Source organism: Meiothermus sp. QL-1, assembly GCF_003351145.1.
Classification (GTDB): Bacteria; Deinococcota; Deinococci; order Deinococcales; family Thermaceae; genus Meiothermus.
This window is the reverse complement of record NZ_QQSV01000002.1, coordinates 83,867-101,273: the sequence shown is the minus strand read 5'-3', so window position 1 is coordinate 101,273 and position 17,407 is coordinate 83,867. Positions and strand designations below refer to the sequence as shown.

General features: G+C 66.7%; 20 protein-coding genes. 6 read left to right on the top strand and 14 right to left on the bottom strand.

What is annotated here, in order from left to right; translation table 11 throughout:
* Position 1: 1 nt before the first annotated feature.
* Genes panC through argC form a run of 3 tightly spaced genes read right to left on the bottom strand, consistent with a single transcriptional unit; the run spans position 2 to position 2,763 of the window.
* Positions 2 to 847 (bottom strand): pantoate--beta-alanine ligase, encoded by an 846-nt coding sequence (gene panC, locus DV704_RS03240; RefSeq protein ID WP_114798135.1) that lies wholly within the window; start codon positions 845 to 847, stop codon positions 2 to 4.
* The gene (gene panB / locus DV704_RS03235; protein WP_114798134.1) at positions 848 to 1,681 is read right to left on the bottom strand and encodes a 3-methyl-2-oxobutanoate hydroxymethyltransferase; all 834 of its coding nucleotides are present in this window, start codon (positions 1,679 to 1,681) and stop codon (positions 848 to 850) included. It lies immediately after the preceding gene.
* A 44-nt stretch (positions 1,682 to 1,725) separates the two neighbouring features.
* On the bottom strand, positions 1,726 to 2,763 hold the full coding sequence (argC, locus tag DV704_RS03230) for an N-acetyl-gamma-glutamyl-phosphate reductase (protein ID WP_114798133.1): 1,038 nt from the start codon (positions 2,761 to 2,763) through the stop codon (positions 1,726 to 1,728).
* Between the two features lie 36 nt (positions 2,764 to 2,799).
* On the opposite strand from argC, the gene DV704_RS03225 reads away from it, so the two are divergent.
* Complete coding sequence (locus tag DV704_RS03225; protein ID WP_114798132.1) at positions 2,800 to 3,366, top strand: DUF99 family protein; 567 nt, start codon at positions 2,800 to 2,802, stop codon at positions 3,364 to 3,366.
* Here DV704_RS03225 and lysX read toward each other — a convergent pair.
* The 6 genes from lysX to DV704_RS03195 are packed head-to-tail and all read right to left on the bottom strand — an operon-like array spanning position 3,319 to position 7,709.
* Positions 3,319 to 4,203 (bottom strand): lysine biosynthesis protein LysX, encoded by an 885-nt coding sequence (gene lysX, locus DV704_RS03220; RefSeq protein WP_114798131.1) that lies wholly within the window; start codon positions 4,201 to 4,203, stop codon positions 3,319 to 3,321. The two genes, DV704_RS03225 and lysX, sit on opposite strands and share 48 nt — an antisense overlap.
* A 12-nt stretch (positions 4,204 to 4,215) precedes the next feature.
* Positions 4,216 to 4,380 carry a lysine biosynthesis protein LysW gene (gene lysW, locus DV704_RS03215; protein WP_114798130.1) on the bottom strand — a complete coding sequence of 55 codons (165 nt, stop codon included), beginning with the start codon at positions 4,378 to 4,380 and terminating at the stop codon, positions 4,216 to 4,218.
* Between the two features lie 12 nt (positions 4,381 to 4,392).
* Entirely contained in the window at positions 4,393 to 4,704 is a 312-nt protein-coding gene (locus tag DV704_RS03210; RefSeq protein ID WP_114798129.1) for a paraquat-inducible protein A, read from the bottom strand.
* A 21-nt stretch (positions 4,705 to 4,725) separates the two neighbouring features.
* Positions 4,726 to 5,217: a homoaconitate hydratase gene (locus tag DV704_RS03205; protein WP_114798128.1), complete on the bottom strand. Its 492-nt coding sequence runs from the start codon at positions 5,215 to 5,217 to the stop codon at positions 4,726 to 4,728.
* A complete protein-coding gene (locus tag DV704_RS03200; protein WP_114798127.1) occupies positions 5,210 to 6,460 on the bottom strand; it encodes a 3-isopropylmalate dehydratase large subunit in 1,251 nt (416 codons plus the stop codon). The genes DV704_RS03205 and DV704_RS03200 overlap by 8 nt, the downstream gene beginning before the upstream one ends.
* Before the next feature lie 25 nt (positions 6,461 to 6,485).
* Complete coding sequence (locus DV704_RS03195) at positions 6,486 to 7,709, bottom strand: LeuA family protein (RefSeq protein WP_114798414.1); 1,224 nt, start codon at positions 7,707 to 7,709, stop codon at positions 6,486 to 6,488.
* A 183-nt stretch (positions 7,710 to 7,892) separates the two neighbouring features.
* On the opposite strand from DV704_RS03195, the gene DV704_RS03190 reads away from it, so the two are divergent.
* Positions 7,893 to 8,642, top strand: a complete 750-nt coding sequence (locus tag DV704_RS03190) for a hypothetical protein (RefSeq protein WP_114798126.1) — start codon at positions 7,893 to 7,895, stop codon at positions 8,640 to 8,642.
* Between the two features lies 1 nt (position 8,643).
* Positions 8,644 to 9,720, top strand: a complete 1,077-nt coding sequence (locus tag DV704_RS03185) for an enolase C-terminal domain-like protein (RefSeq protein WP_114798125.1) — start codon at positions 8,644 to 8,646, stop codon at positions 9,718 to 9,720.
* Here DV704_RS03185 and DV704_RS03180 read toward each other — a convergent pair.
* Positions 9,717 to 10,580 (bottom strand): GNAT family N-acetyltransferase, encoded by an 864-nt coding sequence (locus DV704_RS03180; protein ID WP_114798124.1) that lies wholly within the window; start codon positions 10,578 to 10,580, stop codon positions 9,717 to 9,719. The two genes, DV704_RS03185 and DV704_RS03180, sit on opposite strands and share 4 nt — an antisense overlap.
* Before the next feature lie 61 nt (positions 10,581 to 10,641).
* Between DV704_RS03180 and DV704_RS03175 the strand changes: the two genes are divergently transcribed.
* The 3 genes from DV704_RS03175 to DV704_RS03165 all read left to right on the top strand — a co-directional run bounded on the left by DV704_RS03175 (position 10,642) and on the right by DV704_RS03165 (position 13,868).
* A complete protein-coding gene (locus tag DV704_RS03175; RefSeq protein ID WP_114798123.1) occupies positions 10,642 to 11,526 on the top strand; it encodes a diacylglycerol kinase family protein in 885 nt (294 codons plus the stop codon).
* 75 nt (positions 11,527 to 11,601) lie between these two features.
* Positions 11,602 to 13,599: a GGDEF domain-containing phosphodiesterase gene (locus DV704_RS03170; protein ID WP_114798122.1), complete on the top strand. Its 1,998-nt coding sequence runs from the start codon at positions 11,602 to 11,604 to the stop codon at positions 13,597 to 13,599.
* Positions 13,599 to 13,868 carry a hypothetical protein gene (locus DV704_RS03165; protein ID WP_114798121.1) on the top strand — a complete coding sequence of 90 codons (270 nt, stop codon included), beginning with the start codon at positions 13,599 to 13,601 and terminating at the stop codon, positions 13,866 to 13,868. Before DV704_RS03170 ends, DV704_RS03165 begins: the two co-directional genes overlap by 1 nt.
* Here DV704_RS03165 and rnhA read toward each other — a convergent pair.
* From rnhA to DV704_RS03145, 4 genes are read right to left on the bottom strand one after another with little or no spacing between them, the layout of a single operon-like run.
* Positions 13,865 to 14,332, bottom strand: a complete 468-nt coding sequence (gene rnhA, locus DV704_RS03160; RefSeq protein WP_114798120.1) for a ribonuclease HI — start codon at positions 14,330 to 14,332, stop codon at positions 13,865 to 13,867. The two genes, DV704_RS03165 and rnhA, sit on opposite strands and share 4 nt — an antisense overlap.
* 8 nt (positions 14,333 to 14,340) lie before the next feature.
* Positions 14,341 to 14,883: a peptide-methionine (S)-S-oxide reductase MsrA gene (msrA, locus tag DV704_RS03155; protein WP_199489925.1), complete on the bottom strand. Its 543-nt coding sequence runs from the start codon at positions 14,881 to 14,883 to the stop codon at positions 14,341 to 14,343.
* Positions 14,884 to 14,940: 57 nt separating this feature from the next.
* On the bottom strand, positions 14,941 to 15,720 hold the full coding sequence (locus DV704_RS03150; protein WP_114798118.1) for a PaaX family transcriptional regulator C-terminal domain-containing protein: 780 nt from the start codon (positions 15,718 to 15,720) through the stop codon (positions 14,941 to 14,943).
* Positions 15,721 to 15,759: 39 nt separating this feature from the next.
* Positions 15,760 to 17,307 carry a polysaccharide biosynthesis tyrosine autokinase gene (locus tag DV704_RS03145; protein ID WP_114798117.1) on the bottom strand — a complete coding sequence of 516 codons (1,548 nt, stop codon included), beginning with the start codon at positions 17,305 to 17,307 and terminating at the stop codon, positions 15,760 to 15,762.
* Positions 17,308 to 17,407 lie beyond the last annotated feature (100 nt).

Sequence of the window (17,407 nt, the reverse complement as noted above, 5' to 3'; positions counted from 1 at the left end):
CTCACACCCCTTCCAGCAGGACGTTGTCGATCAGCCGGGTCTTGCCGAAGTAGGCCGCCAGGGCTATGAGCACGCTGCCGCTTAGGCGGTCGAGGGGCTCGAGGCTCTCGGCGTCCACGATTTCAAGGTACTCAATCCGGCACAGAGGCTCGGCCTCAATCATCCGCCGCATCCCCTCCAGCAACACCGCAGCCCGGCGCTCCCCTGCTTGCACCTGGTCCCTGGCCCAGAACAAGGCCCGCGAGAGCACCGTGGCTGCCTGCCGCTCAGCGGGGCTTAGGTAAACGTTGCGCGAGCTCAGAGCCAGGCCGTCGGGCTCGCGCACCGTCGGGCAGACGACAATTTCAAGGTCGAAGTTGAGGTCGCGCACCATCTTGCGCAGCACTGCAACCTGCTGGGCGTCCTTCTGGCCAAAATAGGCCCGCTGGGGCTGCACCAGGTGGAAAAGCTTGCTGACCACGGTGGTCACGCCCCGAAAGTGGCCGGGGCGGAAACGGCCACACAGGCGTTCGGAAAGCCCCTCCACCGTCACGTAGGTGCAATAGCCCGTGGGGTACATCTCGTCGGCCCCGGGATAAAACAAAAGGTCTACCCCTGCCGCCTCGGCCATGGCGCAATCGCGCTCCAGGTCGCGGGGATAACGGGCAAAATCCTCGTTGGGGCCGAACTGAATGGGGTTGACGAAGATGCTCATGACCGTATAGCGGTCACGAGCGCGCGAGGCTTCCACCAGCGAGAGGTGGCCCTGGTGCAAATAGCCCATGGTGGGCACCAGGCCTATGCTCCCAGCCTGGCGCTCCTTGGCCAGCACCTCCCGCAGCTCGGCGATGGTTCGAACCAGGCGCATTCAGAACTCCTTCTCCAGGGCCTCGAGCACCCCTTCATCCAGGCTGAAGGAGTGCTCTGCTGTGGGGAAAGCCCCACTCTCCACATCGCGGGCATAGTTGCGTACCGCTTCCAGGCAAAGCCCGTGCAGGTCCTGGTACTTGCGCACGTGGCGGGGGTTGAAGTCAGGGAAAAGCCCCAGCATGTCCTGGGTCACCAGCACCTGGCCGTCGCACCCCGGCCCTGAGCCAATCCCGATGGTGGGTATATCGAGCCGCTGGCTGAGCCAGGTGGCAAGCCGGTGGGGCACCAGCTCCAGCACCAGCGCGAACACGCCGGCCTCCTGCAGCGCCAGCGCGCTTCGCACAATCTGGCGGGCGCTTTCCAGGGTGCGGCCCTGGGCCCGGTGCCCTCCAAAAAGATGGACCGACTGAGGGGTGTAGCCCAGGTGCCCCATCACCGGAATCCCGGCCGCCCGAATAGCCCGCACACTCCTCAGCACCTCCATCCCTCCCTCCAGCTTCACCGCCTTGCAGCCCCCTTCCTGCACCAGCCGGCCCGCGGCCCGCACGCTTTCGTACACCCCCAGGTGGTAACTCAAAAAGGGCATGTCGGCAATCACCATGGCCCGCCGAGCCCCCCGGACCACCGCCCTGGTGTGGTGCAGCATGTCCTCGAGGGTAACCCGGGTGGTGTCCTCATAGCCCAGCACCACCATCCCCAGCGAGTCCCCTACCAGGATGGCGTCTATCCCCGCAGCATCGAGGATGCGCGCCGTGGGGTAGTCGTAGGCGGTGAGCATCTTCAGCTTGCGCCCGCGCCGCTTGGCCTCTGCGAAATCGGTAACCCTGACCATCTGGATGGCCCCTCAACCGGCCTTGCCCCAGGAGCAGCGCTCTTTCAAGGGTGAAGCCCGCTAAACTCCAGCCCCGCTGTCTCGGGCCAGCCCATGCGGATGTTGAGGCTTTGGACGGCATGGCCGGCCGTGCCCTTGACCAGGTTGTCGAGGGCCGAGATTACCACCAGCCGCCCGGTGTCCTCCTCCAGCTCAAAGCCCACGTCGCAGTAGTTGGTGCCCTCCACCACGTTGGGGTCGGGGTAGCGGTGAATGCCCTTTTTCAGCTTGACCAGCCGGATGAAAGGCTCTGCGCCGTAGACCTTGCGGTAGGCCGCCCACACCTCCTTCTCGCCCAGCCCGGGGCGCAAAAAGGTCTGGGTGGTGGCCAGTATGCCCCGCACCCGGTCGGTGGCGATGGCGGTAAGGTGCACCTCGGGGTGCCCCGGCAGGTGCTCGCGCACCTCGGCGGTGTGGCGGTGGCCGGTGGGCTTGTAGGCCCTGAGGCTCCCGGCCCGCTCGGGGTGGTGCGAGGCCAGGCTGGGCTCGGCCCCGGCCGCGCTGGTGGAGATCAAGACGGTGGAGAAAAGGGGCCCCGGGGCCAAAAGGCCCTCCTTCAGAAGGGGATAAAGCCCCAGGATGACCGCCGTGGCGTTGCAGCCACAGCAGGCGATGCGGTCGGCCGTCTTTAGGGCTTCGCGGTAGAGCTCGGGGTTGCCGTAGACCCATGCGTCCAGAAGATCGGGGCGGGGATGGTCCTCGCCGTAGTACTTTTTGTAGAGCTCCAGGTTCTTCAGGCGAAAATCCGCCGAAAGGTCTAGGATGACGGGGGCCAGCGCCTGGTACTTCTCGAACTCCCGAGCGGCCACCCCGTGGGGCATAGCCAGCACCAGGACATCGCAGGGCTCGAGGTTCGCAGGGTCTGTGAACTTCAGGTGGGTGCGCCCCCGCAGGTTGGGGTGCACCAGGCCCACCGGATCGCCCAGGTAGCGCCGGCTGGTGGCCTGCTTGACCTCGAGGTAGGGGTGCTGCAGCGCCAACCGCAGGAACTCCCCTCCCGCGTAGCCTGAAGCCCCCACGATGGAAACGGTTTTCTTCTCCATACCCCCAGCGCCCTAGAATACCCGATAAGACTGGGTATGAGAACCGGCGGTTTTTCCCGTGTCATCGGCTTCGACGATTTCCCCTTCGAGCGCAGCCACCGCGGCAACGTGCGGGTCGTAGGGGTGGTGTACAACGGCCTGCGGCTGGAAGGGGTGCTCTCCGGGCAGGTGCGGCGCGACGGCCAAAACAGCACCCGGGTGCTGGTCCAGCTCATCCAGGGTTCCAAGTTCTACCCGGGCCTCGAGCTGGTGATGCTGCAGGGAATTGCCCTGGCCGGCTTCAACGTGGTGGATGTCCAAGGACTCTCCAGGAGCCTGGGGCTGCCGGTGCTGGTGGTGGCCCGGCGCAGGCCCAACCTGGCCGCCGTTGAGGCTGCGCTGCAAAGGGTGCGGGGCGGAGCGCGCAAGTGGGGCCTGATCCAAAGGGCAGGCACCTTAGAAGCGGTGGCCGGGGTCTACATCCAGCGGGTCGGGCTGAGCTTGCAGCAGGCCGAGCAGACCCTGCGGCGCTTTGCGGTGCACTCCCGCATCCCCGAGCCCCTGCGCACCGCCCACCTAATCGCCGGGGGCATTGGCCGTGGAGAGAGCCGGGCCCGCCCCTAGGCGCATCCCCCAGGCGTATTCCAGAATCTTGCCGGGGATGTCCACCCCGGTGGTGTGCACTGAGTTCTTGAACTCCATGGTGTGGTTGACCTCGTTCACCAAAAGCCCCCGCTCGCTCTCGAACAGGTCGATGGCCACCACCCCACCGCCCACCGCCCGGGCGGCCCTCACCGCTATGTCGGCCAGCTCAGGGGTCACCGGGCAGTTGGAAGCCCTGCCCCCACGGGCGGTGTTGGTAATCCAGTGCTCGGAGCTGCGGTAGATGGCCGCGATGCAGGTATCCCCCACCACAAAGGCCCGTATGTCACGCCCCGGCTTCGGCACCAGCTCCTGCAGGTAGTAAAGCTGGTGCTGGTAGCCGCCCAGCACCTCCTTGTGCTCCAAAAGGGCCTCGGCCGCGTCGCGGTCGTTGACCTTGGCCAAAAGCCGACCCCAGCTCCCCACCACCGGCTTCATGACCACCGGATAGCCCATCGCCTCGATCAGCTCCAGGGCCTCCTCGGCCTCGGTGGCCAGGGCGGTTCTGGGCTGGGGCACCCCGTGGGCGGCCAGGGCGCAGCTCGTGGCCCACTTGTCGCCGCAGACCTCGATTACCTCGGGCCGGTTCACCACCGGAATCCCCAGGCTCGTAAGGTAGCGCGCAACGGCCAGGCCCTTGCTTTGCGAGACCAGGCGCTCTACCGCACAGGTAACCCCCTCGAGCTCCGAAGGGCGCTCCCCTAGGGGCATGGGAAGCTGCCGGGCGTAGACCTTGCGGAAGGGAATCCCCATGGCCTCCGCCGCCTTGAAGAGCATCTCTTCGTCGGGGCGGATGCGGTCGTAGAGAATGGCCAGCATCCTTCAGGGGACCTACTCGCCCCAATCCTCCGCCTCTTCCGGGGCGGCCTCGAGCCGCAAGGGCTCCAGCCCCACCACCTCCAGCTCTGCCCCACAGGTCTCGCAGACCACCAGCTCGCCCAGCTCAGGGTTTGCCAGCTCCAGCTCGCTGCCGCACTCCACACACTCAGCCGTCATGGTTTTCCTCCTTCACTCCTCTTCTTCCTCGGATTCAATCTCGGACCAGTCGGGCACAAAGCGGTGGCCGCACTCCGGGCAAAGGGCCTCCTCCTCGTCGCCCTCCAGCTCAAAAGTGAGGCCGCAGGCCGGGCAGTCCACAAAAAGCCCCTCCTCGCCGTCCTCTATGACCGCCACTTCCAAGGGGTCTGTGGAAAGGATCTGCAGGTAAGCCCCGCAGAACTCGCACTCAAAATAGTCCTCAGGGGTAAGCTCCTCCAGGTCTTCTGGCGGGATAAAGTTGGGCTCGCGGCATACAGGGCAGACCACCTCTAGCTCGTCCATACCAACCTCAACCCCCCCAGTTTACTCCCCCGGAAAGCGGCCGTGCTTGCGGTAATAGGCCAGAATACTCCCCTCCCTCAAGGCCTCGAGCAAGAAAGCGGGCGGCGGCCTGAGCCGGTACGTTTCCGCCCCCCGCCGCAGAATGCCCTGGGCTATGTCCAGCTCCACCTGGTCGCCATCCTGCAAAACGTCCACCACCTCAGGGGCCTCGAAGGGCACGATGCCTAAGTTGACCAGGTTGCGGTAGAAGATGCGGGCGTAGCTCTTGGCCACGATGGCCTCCAGCCCCAGCCTGCGCAGAGCCTCTGGGGCGTACTCGCGGGAGGAGCCCAGGCCCGCGTTGCGGCCCAGCACCAGAAGGTCGCCAGGCCTGAAGCCCGCGGCGAACTCCGGCCTCAGGTGGGCAAAGGCATAGGTGTGGAAGCGGTCCTCCCCCACCATAAAAGGCGCGTACTTACCGGGCAAGATATCGTCGGTGTTGATGGAATCGCCAAACTTCCAGACCCTAGGCATGTACCCCCTCCAGCTCCTCCGGGGTGGTGATGTACCCCGCCACCGCCGTGGCCGCCGCCACCCGCGGGCTGGCTAGGTAGATTTCGGCATCCGGCGCTCCCATGCGGCCCCGGAAGTTGCGGTTGGAGGTGCTGACGCAGACCTCCCCCGGCGCCAGCACCCCCTGGTGCCGCCCCATGCAGGGCCCGCAGCCCGGGGTGCCAATGGTGGCCCCGGCCTGCAACAAAGTGAGCAGGGTGCCGTCGGCGGCAGCGGCCTCGAGCACCTCCGAGGAAGCCGGGATGATGAGCATCCGCACCCCAGGGGCCACCCTGCGCCCTTTGAGGACCTCGGCCACCTGGTGCAGGTCATCGAGCCGCCCGTTGGTGCAGGTCCCCACGAAGACCTGGTCCACCCGCTTGCCCTTCACCCGCGCGACCTCCTCCACGTTGTCTACGTAGAAGGGCACCGAGACTCGAGGGGTAAGGGTGCTGAGGTCAATTTCGACCTCCCTGGCGTAGACCGCGTCCGGGTCGGGGTAGAGCCACCCGGGCACCTGGTAAAGCTCCAGAACCTCCCCGCTCGGCACCACCAGGCCGCACTTGGCCCCGGCCTCCACCGTGAGGTTGGCCAGGGTGAGGCGCTGGCTGCGGGTAAGGGATTCGGCCCCATCCGCCAGGTGAATCTCCACGCTCATGTAGGTAGCCCCGTCGGCGGTGAGGACCCGCACCATCTCCAAAGCCGCGTCCTTGGCCGTGGCGCCGGGGGCCAGCCTGCCCCGGAAGGTTACCTTGACCGTCTCGGGCACCCTAAGCCAGGTACGCCCCGAGGCCGCGGCCAGCGCAATATCGGTGGCCCCCATCCCGGTACCAAAGCAGCCGATGCCCCCATAGGTGGTGGAGTGCGAGTCCGAGCCCAGCACAATCCCCCCCGGCAGGGCCAGCCGTTCCTCGATAAGGACCTGGTGGCAAACACCCCGCCCCACGTCGAAGACCCGGCAGCCATGGCGCCTGCCCCACTCGCGAATCTCCTTCTGCGCCTTGGCCACCTCCACGTTGGCCGCCGGGGCCACATGGTCGATGACGATGGTCACCTTCTCGGGATAGCGCGGAGCAGCCCCGAGCTGCTCCAGGCGCCTGAAGAAACTCCCAGCGATGGAGTCCACCACCATCACCTGGTCCACCTCCACCACCACCAGCTCGCCTGCCCGCACCTCACGGCCCGCCCGTCTAGAAAGAATCTTTTCCGCTAACGTCAGCCCCATCCCGACCCCCTACAACCGCTGCAGCTCAGTCCAGGTTCTCCAGGCGCGCCGTGGGCACCTCCTCTGGTATGGGGTGGCGGCGCAAGCCGTGGGCCATGGCTATCTCCAGCAGAAGCTCCTCGGGCTTTTTCCTGCGGCCAATCTCGCCAGTTCGGCTCTTGAACTCCTGGGCGATGCTCTTGGCCTGCTCCTTGGTGATCTCCAACGCCTCGACCTCCTTCAGATAGTAGTAGATCAGGTTCCAGCCCGAAAGAGGGCCCAGCAGAAGCTGGTTCTTCTCCACCCCAAACTCGTGCAGGTTGTGGGCCTCGTACACCTTTTTTTCGTTGAGGACGGCCTTCTGGTGCACGCCAGCGGTGTGGGTGCGGTTGGTAAGCGAGACCGGCTCGGTATAGGGAACGAGCGTGCCGAGAATCGAGGCCATCAGCACGTTCAGCGGGTAGCACTGGCTCAGGTTGTACTGGGTTTTCAGCTCGGGATAGCGCTTGGAGAGGTTGAAGAGCGCCCCGGTGACCGAGGGAATCCCCGAGCGTTCGGCCAGGCCCCAGATGGAGGCATCCACATAGCGCACCCCGGCCCGCACCGCGGCCAGCACGTTGGCCAGGGCCAGGCCCCGGTCGTTGTGGAAATGGCACTCCAGCGCCACCCGGGGGTAGCGCTGGCGAAGCTGGGTGACCACCTCGGTCACGTCCTCCGGCTCGGCCACCCCTACTGTATCGGGGAGGCCCAGGGTGTTCACGTAGGGGTAGACCGCATCGTACAGGCGGAAGATGTCCTCCAGGGGGGTGCGGAAGGCGTCTTCGGCGCTAAAACGGAGGTAGAGGTCGGGGTGGGCCCTTCGGGTCTCCCGCACCACCCCCTCCACCAGGGCCACCGCCTCCTCCAGGGGTTTTTGGGCGTTGTGCCGCTGGGCCAGGGGGGAAACCCCCAGGTAGAGGTTGAGCCCGTTGCAGCCCGCCTCGAGGGCCTTCTCGATGTCCAAGGGGTTGGCGCGGCAGTGGCCCAGAAAGTAAAGGGGCTTATCAGTCAGGCTCCTGGCGTACGCGATGAGCGCCCGCACGTCCTCGGCCTCGGCCTCCCCCACCACCGGCGAGAAGAACTCGAAGTGGGTTACCCCGAGCTCGAGGAGACCCGCTAGGAGGAGCTTCTTTTCTTCCAGGGTGAAGCGGTACTTCTCGGTGTCGAAAAGAAGCGGCGACTGCTGTCCGTCGCGAAAGGTGGTGTCTATGATCTCGATACGCCTTTGCATAGGGAACCCAAAAAAAACCGCCCGCTTTTCGGCGGGCCGGGCTACATGGCGGCGCAGACTAGCGAGCGGCCAGCCCCCCGGCACGAGGTTTTTTCAGCCAGCAGACCATCAGGGCCAAGTGTAAGCGTGGTATACCGATGCTGTCAACCGCCTGGCCCGAATTGTTGTAATGTTGGGGGCAGGATGAAGGCGAGCATCCCCAAAGCCCCCCTTTTTCTGCCCACCGAGAAGGCCCCCCCTGAGGCCCGCCCCCTAGCCGAACTGCCCCTGCTGATCCTGGTCGGGCTGACCGGGGTGGGCAAGAGCAGCCTCATAGAGCGCCTGGGCTACCCCACCCTGCCCGACCGGCGCGAGGTGGTGGACCGCTTCGTGCTGCCTCGCTATGGGCACAGCCCCGCGAGCCAGCTCGACCGGGCCGAGCGCTTCGCCCTCACCCGGCGCTTTCGCCAGGAATACCCGGGAGGGGTGGCGGAGATTCTGGCCCAAAGCCGGGCCCACCCCATCTGGCCGCTGGTGATGGACGGGCTGCGCGGTGCGGAGGAGGTGAGGTTCGCCCTGCAGCACCTGCCCAGGAGCTACTTTGTGGTGCTGGAGGCGCGTGACCTGACCCGGCTGGCCCGCCTTCTGCAGCGGGGCGACGCCTTCGACCGGGTAGCGCTGGACGAGGCCGATTGGGTCCAGCTCCAAAACCTGGCCCGGGGGGTGCTGAGCGAGGCCGAACTGGAGGAGGCCCTCTCCTGGAATGTGCCCCCGGCCGAGCTTCTGAGCAAGCTCAGGATTGTGGCCGAGGAGCGCAAGAACTACGACCCGCAAGGGGCCAAGGCCGTGCTGGAGGGCTCTCCCAGGGCTTTGTTCCTCGACACCGAACGGCTCTCCCTCGAGGAGGAGGTCCAGGCGGTACAGGCCTTCGTGAGGCAGGCAGCGGAGGCCTAGGGTGCCCACCATCAAGCGCATCGCCCTCCACCCTTTCCGCCTGCCCCTGCGCAGCAGCCTGCGCTGGGGCAGGGCCTCCGAGCTTTCGGCCCTGGAGCACCTGCTGCTGGAGGTGGAGCTTTCCGACGGGGCCATAGGCCGCGCCGAGATTCCCCCCCGGCCCACCATCTACGGCGAGACCCCCGCCACCGTCCGAGCAGCCCTGGAGTACCTGACCCCGCAGCTGCTGGGCCTCGAGGTCGAGGACACCGAGGCCATCCAGCAGGTGCTGAGCGGTTTCCCCTGCCACCTTACCACCAAGGGCGCGCTGGACATCGCGCTGTGGGAGGCCTGGGCCAGAAGCGAGGGGCAGGAGCTTTGGGAGGTGCTGGAGCCGGCCCAGCCCCGCGTCCAGGTCAGCTACATCCTGGGTATTGCCGACGAAGCCGAGATGCTTGCGGATGCCGAGGCGGCCTACGCAGCCGGGGTGCGGGTGCTCAAGGTCAAGGTAGGGCGCGACCTGGAGGGCGACCTGCGGCGCATCGCCCTCCTGCAAGAGCGCCTGCCCGGGGCAAGGCTCTATGCCGATGCCAACGAGACCCTCTCGCCCGAAAACGCCGAGCCGTACCTGGAAGCCCTGGCCCAAGCTGGGCTTCTGTACGTGGAGGAGCCCCTACCGGTGGCCGAGGTGCTGGCCCGCAAGCGGCTGCGCAGCCTGGGGCTGCTGCCCATCATCGCCGATGATTCGGCCTTCACCCTGGCCGACCTGTGGCGCGAAATTCAGCTCAACACCTTCGATGTGCTGAACATCAAGCCGGCCCGCAGCGGCTACACCCAAAGCCTGAAGATGCTGGCCCTGGCCCGCAGCGAGGGCAAGCGGGTCATGGTGGGCTCGCAGGCCCTGTCCAGCTTCGGGGCCTACCAGACCGCCCTGCTGGCCTTCCAGGCCGGAGTGAGCGAACCCTGCGAGCTGGCCTTCCACCTCAAGGCCCAGGGGGGCTTCTGCCCCTTCCCGCCTTTTCGCGAGGGCTGGCTTTACTGGGAGGACCTGAAGGCCTGCCGCTTCGATCCGGAGGCCTTTCAAGCCTACGCTGGCTAGAGTTCCAGGGCGTAGGTCACCACCGCGCTTTCCTGCTGGAAGCCGAGCCGCTGGTACAGGGCCTGCGCAGCCTTCTCGTGGTCGTGGGCCCGCACCCGAAGGCTGCGGATAGCTGGATGACCAAAAGCCGCTTCGGCCGCGGCCCCCAGCAAGGCCCGGCCCAGCCCCCGGCCCCGGGCCTCAGGCACCACCCCGAGGTAGGCCACCTCGGCCTCGGCCTCGCCCAGCTCGAGCTCGGCCATGCCCACCGGCTGGCCGGCAGGGTCGCGGGCCACCAAAAGCTCCACCCCGGCCTGCAAGAAGTGCTGGCGAAGCTCCTCGTCGGTCCAACCCAACCGCAGGCTCCAGCCGTCCTCGGCCCGGCTGTATAGCTCGCGGTAGACCCAGGGGTCGCACGCCGCCTCCCGCTCAATCCGGTACCCCGAAGGAGGGGGGTAGGCCAGGTCGGCGCGGCCAATCCGGTAGAAGTAGGTGGTGTGCTGGGCGGCAAAGCCCGCCTGCTCGAGGAGGCGGCGGGCCTGCCGGTTGCAGGCCTCGGGGAAGGCGTAGAGGGTGGTGTAGCCCTGCTGCCTGGCCTTCCTAAGCAGGTGGCGCAGCAGCGCCCGGCCGTCCCCCTCGCGAACGATGGGACCCTCGAGGGCCGCCCCGCCCCAGAAGGGCACCAGGGCCCCATACCCCTGCACCCGCCCTCCTTCCAACCAGACCCAGGCCTGCTCCCCCTCTCCAGCCAAAAGCTCCCACCAAAGCCCCTCCGGGGTGCGGGCCTCGGGAGCCAGCGCGCGCCGCTCGGGGGCCTGGTCCATCCAGGTCAGCAGCTCGGCGAGCTGGGAAAGGTGGTGCTGGGCCACGGGCCGGTGCATGGGCTCCCCCTGCGGACGGCTTTGGGTAATTGTACTACGTGCTAGAATCGGGCCACACAGAATGAGCCGTCCCGTTCTCTTTGTCATCAACCCCGCCGCCGGGCGGGGCAAGGTTGGTCGGATGTTGGACCGGCTGCAAAGCGCCATCCAGTACTGGGCCCCCAAGGCCGAGCTGGTTATCACCGAGAAGCCCGGCCACGCCACCCTGCTGGCCCAGCAGGCCCCCCCGGAAAGCCGGGTCATAGCCGTGGGCGGCGACGGCACCGTGCACGAGGTGCTGCGGGGCCTGGCGGGGTCGACCAAGACCCTAGGGGTGGTGCCCATCGGCAGCGGCAACGACTTCGCCCGCATGGTGGGGCTGCACCGGCTTGGGCTGGAGGCCGCCCTCAGAACCGCCCTGGAGGGCCCGGCCGACACGGTGGATCTGGGGCTGGTCAACGACCAGCCCTACGGGGCCAGCCTGGGCATCGGCTTCGACGCCGCGGTGGCCCGCAAGGCCCTGGAGGCCCCTACCTTCCTGCGGGGGATGCCGCGCTACCTCTACTCCATCTTCGGGGTGCTGAAGGAGCTCGAGCTGCCCCGGCTGGAGCTTTACCAGGGCCAGCAGATGCTCTACCAAGGCCCGAGCCTGCTGGTGGCCCTGATGAACGCCGCCACCTACGGGGGGGGCATCCCCATCGTCCCCACAGCCAGGCCCAACGACGGCCTGCTCTCGGTGGCGGTGGCAGGGGAGTTCAGCCGGCTGGGGGTGGTGGGCATTCTGCCCCGTCTGCTCACCGGCCGGCACGTGCACCACCCCAGGCTGCGCTTCTTCCAGGGCACCGAGTTCCTGGTCCGCTTCGACCGGCCCGTACCCGCCCACGCCGACGGCGAGCTGGTGACCCCAGCGGCCGAGTACCGGGTGCGGGTGGTGCCCGGGGGGCTGCGGGTGGTCCGGCCCCGGTGATGCATGACCTACCCCCCATGGGGTAACTTGGTACAGTAAGAACACAGGGGCCAGCGCCCTCGGGAGAGGACGGCATTGGTAAACGAGGCTAGCTGGAAACTATTCGCACCGCTCTCGATTGAAGGGGCCACCCTCCTGATCGAGCACCAAGACCTACCCTCGGGCATGGTCATACGCCTGGGGGGGGCGGCTGGGGTGGTGCTCAAGCCCCAGGAAGCCCAGGAGCTTCTGCTCAACCTGCTCACCGGGGAGTCCTGGGTGAGCAGCCGCCTGGTCTGGGCCGCACCCCGGCTCCACATCGGCCCCAGGGGCTATAACCTCAACGAGCGGGCTAAGCTTGCTCTGATCGAGGCCCTGCAGGCGCTTTTGGTGGAGGCCCAGGGAACGGCCATCAACCCCATGCCCAGGGAGACCTGGCAGAGGGCCTTGCTCGAGGTAAGCCGCCAGCGCTTCACCGGTTTGGAGGAGGCCATCCCCAAGCTGGGGGAGATTCTCATCGGGCTGGGCTTCAAGGGCCTGTGTCTTTGGCTGAAGGAAAGCAACGAACCCCTCCTGAAGCCCGCCGGCCAGTACCCCGAAACCGCCCTGCCGGGCGAACTCTCCTCCGAGCGGCACCCGGTCTACTTCCAGGTGCTGGAGCGCAACCTGCTCATCGCGGCTGAAGACATCCGCCAGGATGCCCGGCTCAACGAGCTGCGCGAGCTGCTGCTGGGCCGGGGGACAGGTGCGGTGCTGCAGGCCGTCCTCCACAGCGAGGCCGGCCTGAGGGGGGTGCTCTGGCTGGAGAGCGCCCAGCCCCGCCGCTGGGCCCCCAGCGACGAGACCCTGGCTTTGGCGGTGACCCAGGTAATCGAGCGTATCCTTCGCCCCCTCAAGGACGAGCTCAAAATACAGGCGCCCGAGCGCCGCTCCCTCGCAGTGCGGCGCAGCGAGTTCGAGATCAACCTGGCCCAGGCCCTCTCGCTGGCCCAGCGGCACGGGCGCTCCATGGCCCTGATGCGCATCCGGGTAGAGGGCATGACCCGACCCCAGACCGAACAGGCCGCCCGCGAAATCGCCTACACCCTACGGCAAAGCGACTCCCTGGCCTACCTGGGGGAGCAGGGCTTTGCCCTGCTTCTCTCCGAGGTGCGCTGGACCGCTGGGGCCAGCCGGGTGGCGCACCGGCTCCTGGGGCGGCTGCGGGCCGCGCTGGCCGGGCTCAAAATTGGTATTGGCATCGCCATGTACCCCCAGGATGCCACCAGCGTCGAGGGGCTTTGGGCCCAGGCCGAGCAGGCCTGCGCCAAGGCTTTGGAAACCGGCGGGGGAATCCGGCTTTTGACCCCGGGTGCTAGCGAGCTGCAGGAGGCGCTCGACCGGAAAAGCCTGACCCTGCACTTCCAACCGGTCTTCAGCTTGACTGACCTCGAGCTGGTGGCCGTGGAGGCCCTAGCCCGCTGGCCCAAGCCCAGGGGCCTGCACCAGGCAGGGGAGTTCCTGCCCCTGGCCGAGCAGGTAGGCCTTCTAAGCGCCCAGGACCGCTGGGCCTTAGAAAAGGTCCTGGAGCAGGCTGCTCTGTGGAAACCCTCCGGGGTCAACGCCCGCTTCAGCGTGAACATCTCCGCCGAGACCCTCATAGACCCCAACTTTCCCAGCTTCCTCCAGGAGATGCTCTCGGCCAAGGATTTGCCCGCCGACATTCTGATCCTCGAGCTGCGGGAGGAGGCTCTTCTGAGCGATCTGGAGGCCGCTGGTCGAAGCCTGGAGATCCTCAAGCACCTGGGGGTGGCCATCGCTTTGGACAACTTCGGCACCAACCCTCTGCCCCTCACCCAGCTCAAACGGCTGCCTCTGGACTGGATCAAACTCAACCCAGCCCTCTCCATCTCGGAAAACGCTCCCCTGGCCAAGGCCACCATCGAGATGGTGCACGCAGTAGGGGCCAAGGTGGTGGCCAAGGGGCTGGAAGAGCAGTCCCAGCTCACCCGCATGAAAGAGCTGGGGGCCGACTATGGCCAGGGCCACATCCTGGGCTGGCCGGTCCCCACCGAGGACCTGGGGGCCCTTCTGGTTTGGGGAATTGGAACCTGATGACCGAAGGTGCCTGGCTAGTTCTGAGGCTCCTGCTCTGGCTGCTGCCCGGGCTGCTGGCCTTCCTTTGCGTCCGCAGCTTCCTGGCGGGGCGCACCCGGGTAGCGCTGGGGCTGCTGGCCGCGGCCTTGTTTGCGGCCTTTGTGGTAAAACCCTTTCCGGTGGGGCTGGGCTTTTTGCTGGTAGGTGGGCTGGCGGGGCTAGGGGGCGGCCGCAACGCCCGCTATGCCCGTGAGCTGGAAGAGCGCATCAAAACCTGGCGGCGCTAGGTTCTGTTTTCGCCCAGGCCTCTCTTTCTCAGACTCGCCTGCCTCCTCGCCTCCCGGTCCACCCGCTCGTTTTCCGGATGGCCGGCATGCCCCTTCACCCAGTGGAACTCCACCTGATGGGTCCCCAGGGCCTGCAAAAGGGCCTGCCAGAGGTCCTGGTTCTCCACTGGGCGCCGGTCAGCACGTCGCCAACCGTTGGTCCGCCAGTTCTCCAGCCACCCCTTGGCAAAAGCCCCCTGCAGGTACCGGCTGTCGGTAAACACATCCACACGACAGGGCTCCTTCAAGGCTTTCAGCCCGCTGATCACCGCCAACAACTCCATGCGGTTGTTGGTGGTGTGGTCCTCCCCACCGGAGACCAGCTTTTCCCGCTCGCCATAGCGGAGCAAGGCCGCCCAGCCTCCAGGGCCGGGGTTGCCCAGGCAAGCGCCGTCGGCGTACATCTCCACCCTCTTCAGGTCCATGGGCCTCCTCAGGCAGTCTTCCCTCCTTTATTGGACAAATATTGGGCAAACTGCCGGCGAAACTTGGCCAGCTTGGGGGCAATCACATAGCGGCAGTAGGGCTGCTCGGGGTTGCGGCGAAAATACCCCTGATGGTAAGCCTCGGCGGGATAAAAAACCTCGAAGGGCACCAGCTCGGTCACGATGGGCCGGCCCCAAAACCTCTCCTGCTCCCGTATGACCGCCTCGGCCACGGTCCGCTGCGCTGGAGAATGATAAAGGATAATCGAGCGGTACTGCGGCCCCACGTCAGCGCCCTGACGGTCCTTGGTGGTGGGGTCGTGGACGGCGAAGAAAATCTCCAAAAGCTCCCGGTACGAGACCACCCCGGGGTCGAAGGTGAGCTGCACCACCTCGGCGTGGCCGGTCTCCTGGGTGCAGACCTGGGCGTAGGTAGGGTTGGGCAGGTGGCCACCGGCGTAGCCCGGTACCACCCGGGTCACCCCCGCCACCTCCTCAAAAACCGCCTCTAGACACCAAAAACAGCCTCCCCCCAGCGTTGCCGTCTCCACCCCGGAGAGTCTAAATCCTGCCCATGCCCTGCGGGGTAAGCCAGAGCACACCCCGCCTCAGTCGGCTGCTGCTGAACGGGGTGGAAGAAGGGGCTGGGCCTGCTGCATCAAACGGGCCCTCAGCTCCAGGAAGCGCTCCTTGGCCTCCTGGCCTAAAAACCCCGCAGGGGTAAGCTCGGGCGGCAGCCCGGGGTCCAAAAAGAGGTTCTTGCGGGCCTGGTGAATCAGGTGGGTCAGCCACGCGAAGGCCTCCTCAGGGCTGCGCGGCTGCTTGAAGGCCTGCCCCAGAAAGGTCCGGTAGCGGGCCTGGGCTTCCTTCAGGTTGAAGGCCTTATCTATGAGCTCGGCCGAGGAGGTGCTGGAAAAACGCTCGGCCTCGAAGAGCTCCACGTAGCTCTGCAGCCCGTAAAAGCCCACCAGGTCGCGGGCAGCCTCGAGCGAGGCGGTGGGGCTTATCCAAACCCCAGGGGCCGGGGTACCAAAGCCTAAGAGGATCAGCTCGTTGCGAAAGCGGTCGCGCACCGTGCGCTTGGCCTCGGGTACCGCGTAAACCAGCACGCGCCAGCGACCATCCCAGGGGGCCCCATACCCATAAAGCCGCTCCCGCACCCGCTCCACCTGCCAGGCCACCCGGGGCGAGAGGCGGTAGTAGGCCCGCCGACCCACCTTCTCGGGGATAATCCAGCCGCGCTTCACGCTGCGCGACACCGCGGCCCGCACCGCGGGTTCGCTGAATTTCAAGACTTCCATCCAGCGGATCAGGTCCCCCACCCAGGCCCGGTTCTCCGGGTACAGATACTCCATGTATAGGGTGAACAGGTACGACCGCGCCCGCATCGGAGCTAGTTTACCCACAACCCTGCGACCCCGCCAGCGCTACCCCTGGGTGCGCAGCGGGTCCTCCTGGGTTTGGGGAAGCCGGGGAGGGTCGTAAGCGCCAAAGTAGCCCCTGGAGGTCACCAACATGCCCTCGCCCGGGCGGAGCTGGTTGACCACCAAGCCCAGCACCTGGGCCCCAATACGCTTGAGGCTGTCCACCGCCACCGCCAAACCGCGCCGGCTGGTAAGCCCCACGCTCGCCACCACCAGCACCCCCGAGACCTGTGGGGCTATCACCAGAGTATCGGTGGCCGCCAGCACCGGCGGGGTGTCCACCACAATCACGTCCCATTCCCTGGACTCCCTAAGACGGCTCAAAAAGGGGCGCAACTGCTGGGAGAGCAGGCCCGAGGGGTCGTCTACGGTCTGCAAACAGGGCAGCAGGGCCAGACCGCGCTCAACCTTGTGAACCGCGATGCCGAAAAGAGGGTCCCGCAATACCGAAATGATGTCAGGGCCGCTTTTTATGTTGAACTCCGTGTGCAAAACAGGACGGTGGAGGTCCAGATCGAGGAGCAGGACACGCTTGCCGGTGCGGGCATAGGCCCGGGCCAGGGCGATGGCCACGCTGCTCTTCCCTTCCTTGGCCTCTGGGCTGGTTACCGCCACAATCTTTGGATCGGCCTCCCCCATCAGGCCCCGGTTCACGTAGGTGCGCAGGTAGCTGGCCGCCTCCCGGGGCAGCTCTCGGCTGGGTGCAGGAAGCCGGGGGAACTCCCCCAACACCTGCAAGCCGGCCAGCGCGGCCGCGTCCTCGCTGCTCCGCACGGTGCGCACGGTGGCCTCGCGCAGGAGGATGAACAAAGCCCCCAGAACCAGGGTCAGCATTCCGGCCAGCAGCGCGTTGAGCAGGGGCCTGGGGGCCACAGGCCGGAGGGGGGGCTCGGCCAGGTCCAAAAGGCTGAGCTGGCCGGTGGCCCCTTGCTCCAGGGCCCGCACCAAATCCAGGTCCCGCAGCAAGCTCCCCTGCAGGCTCCGCAAACCCTCCAGGCGTTCGGGGGAGTTGGCGCTGCGGGCCAGGTCGGCTTGAACGGTGCGAAGCTGGGCCTCGAGCGAGACCCGGTAGCGACTGAAGCTGCCCCGCACCCGCTGGTCGTCCCAGCGGCGCAGGGCGTCGGCCCACTCGTTGGCCAGGCGGGCCGCTTGGGCCGGGTCGTTGTCCCGCACGCTCAGGATCACAATGCTCGACTGGCGCCCGTCCACCGTGCGCACCCGCAGTTTGCGTCGAAAGACCTCGAGGGCCTGCTGGCTCTGCACCCCCAGGGTGTCCTTGAGCACCTGGCTGCTCAAAGCCGCCTCCCGGTAGGCCTGGCTGTCCAGGGGGCTGGCCGTGGGCACGCTGCTGGCACCGCTGCCCGGAAAGGCGGTGGGCTGTGCGGCTAAAAGCCGGGCCGTGGCCTGGTAGACCGGGGTCTGCAAACGGGAGAGCAGATAGACCGCCCCCATCACCCCCAAAGAAAGCAGGATCAGCAGCCAGGCATAGCGCCAGAGCCGGTGGGTAAACTCGGCGAGGTCTACCTTAATAAGACCGGGCAGCTCTCTCATGCGCAAGAGGATTTTACTACGGACGAATGGCCTTTCCCATCGAAAAAACTGCCATTACATTCCGCTTTACGCCTGGAGGCTGCCCTAAGCCCCACGGCCC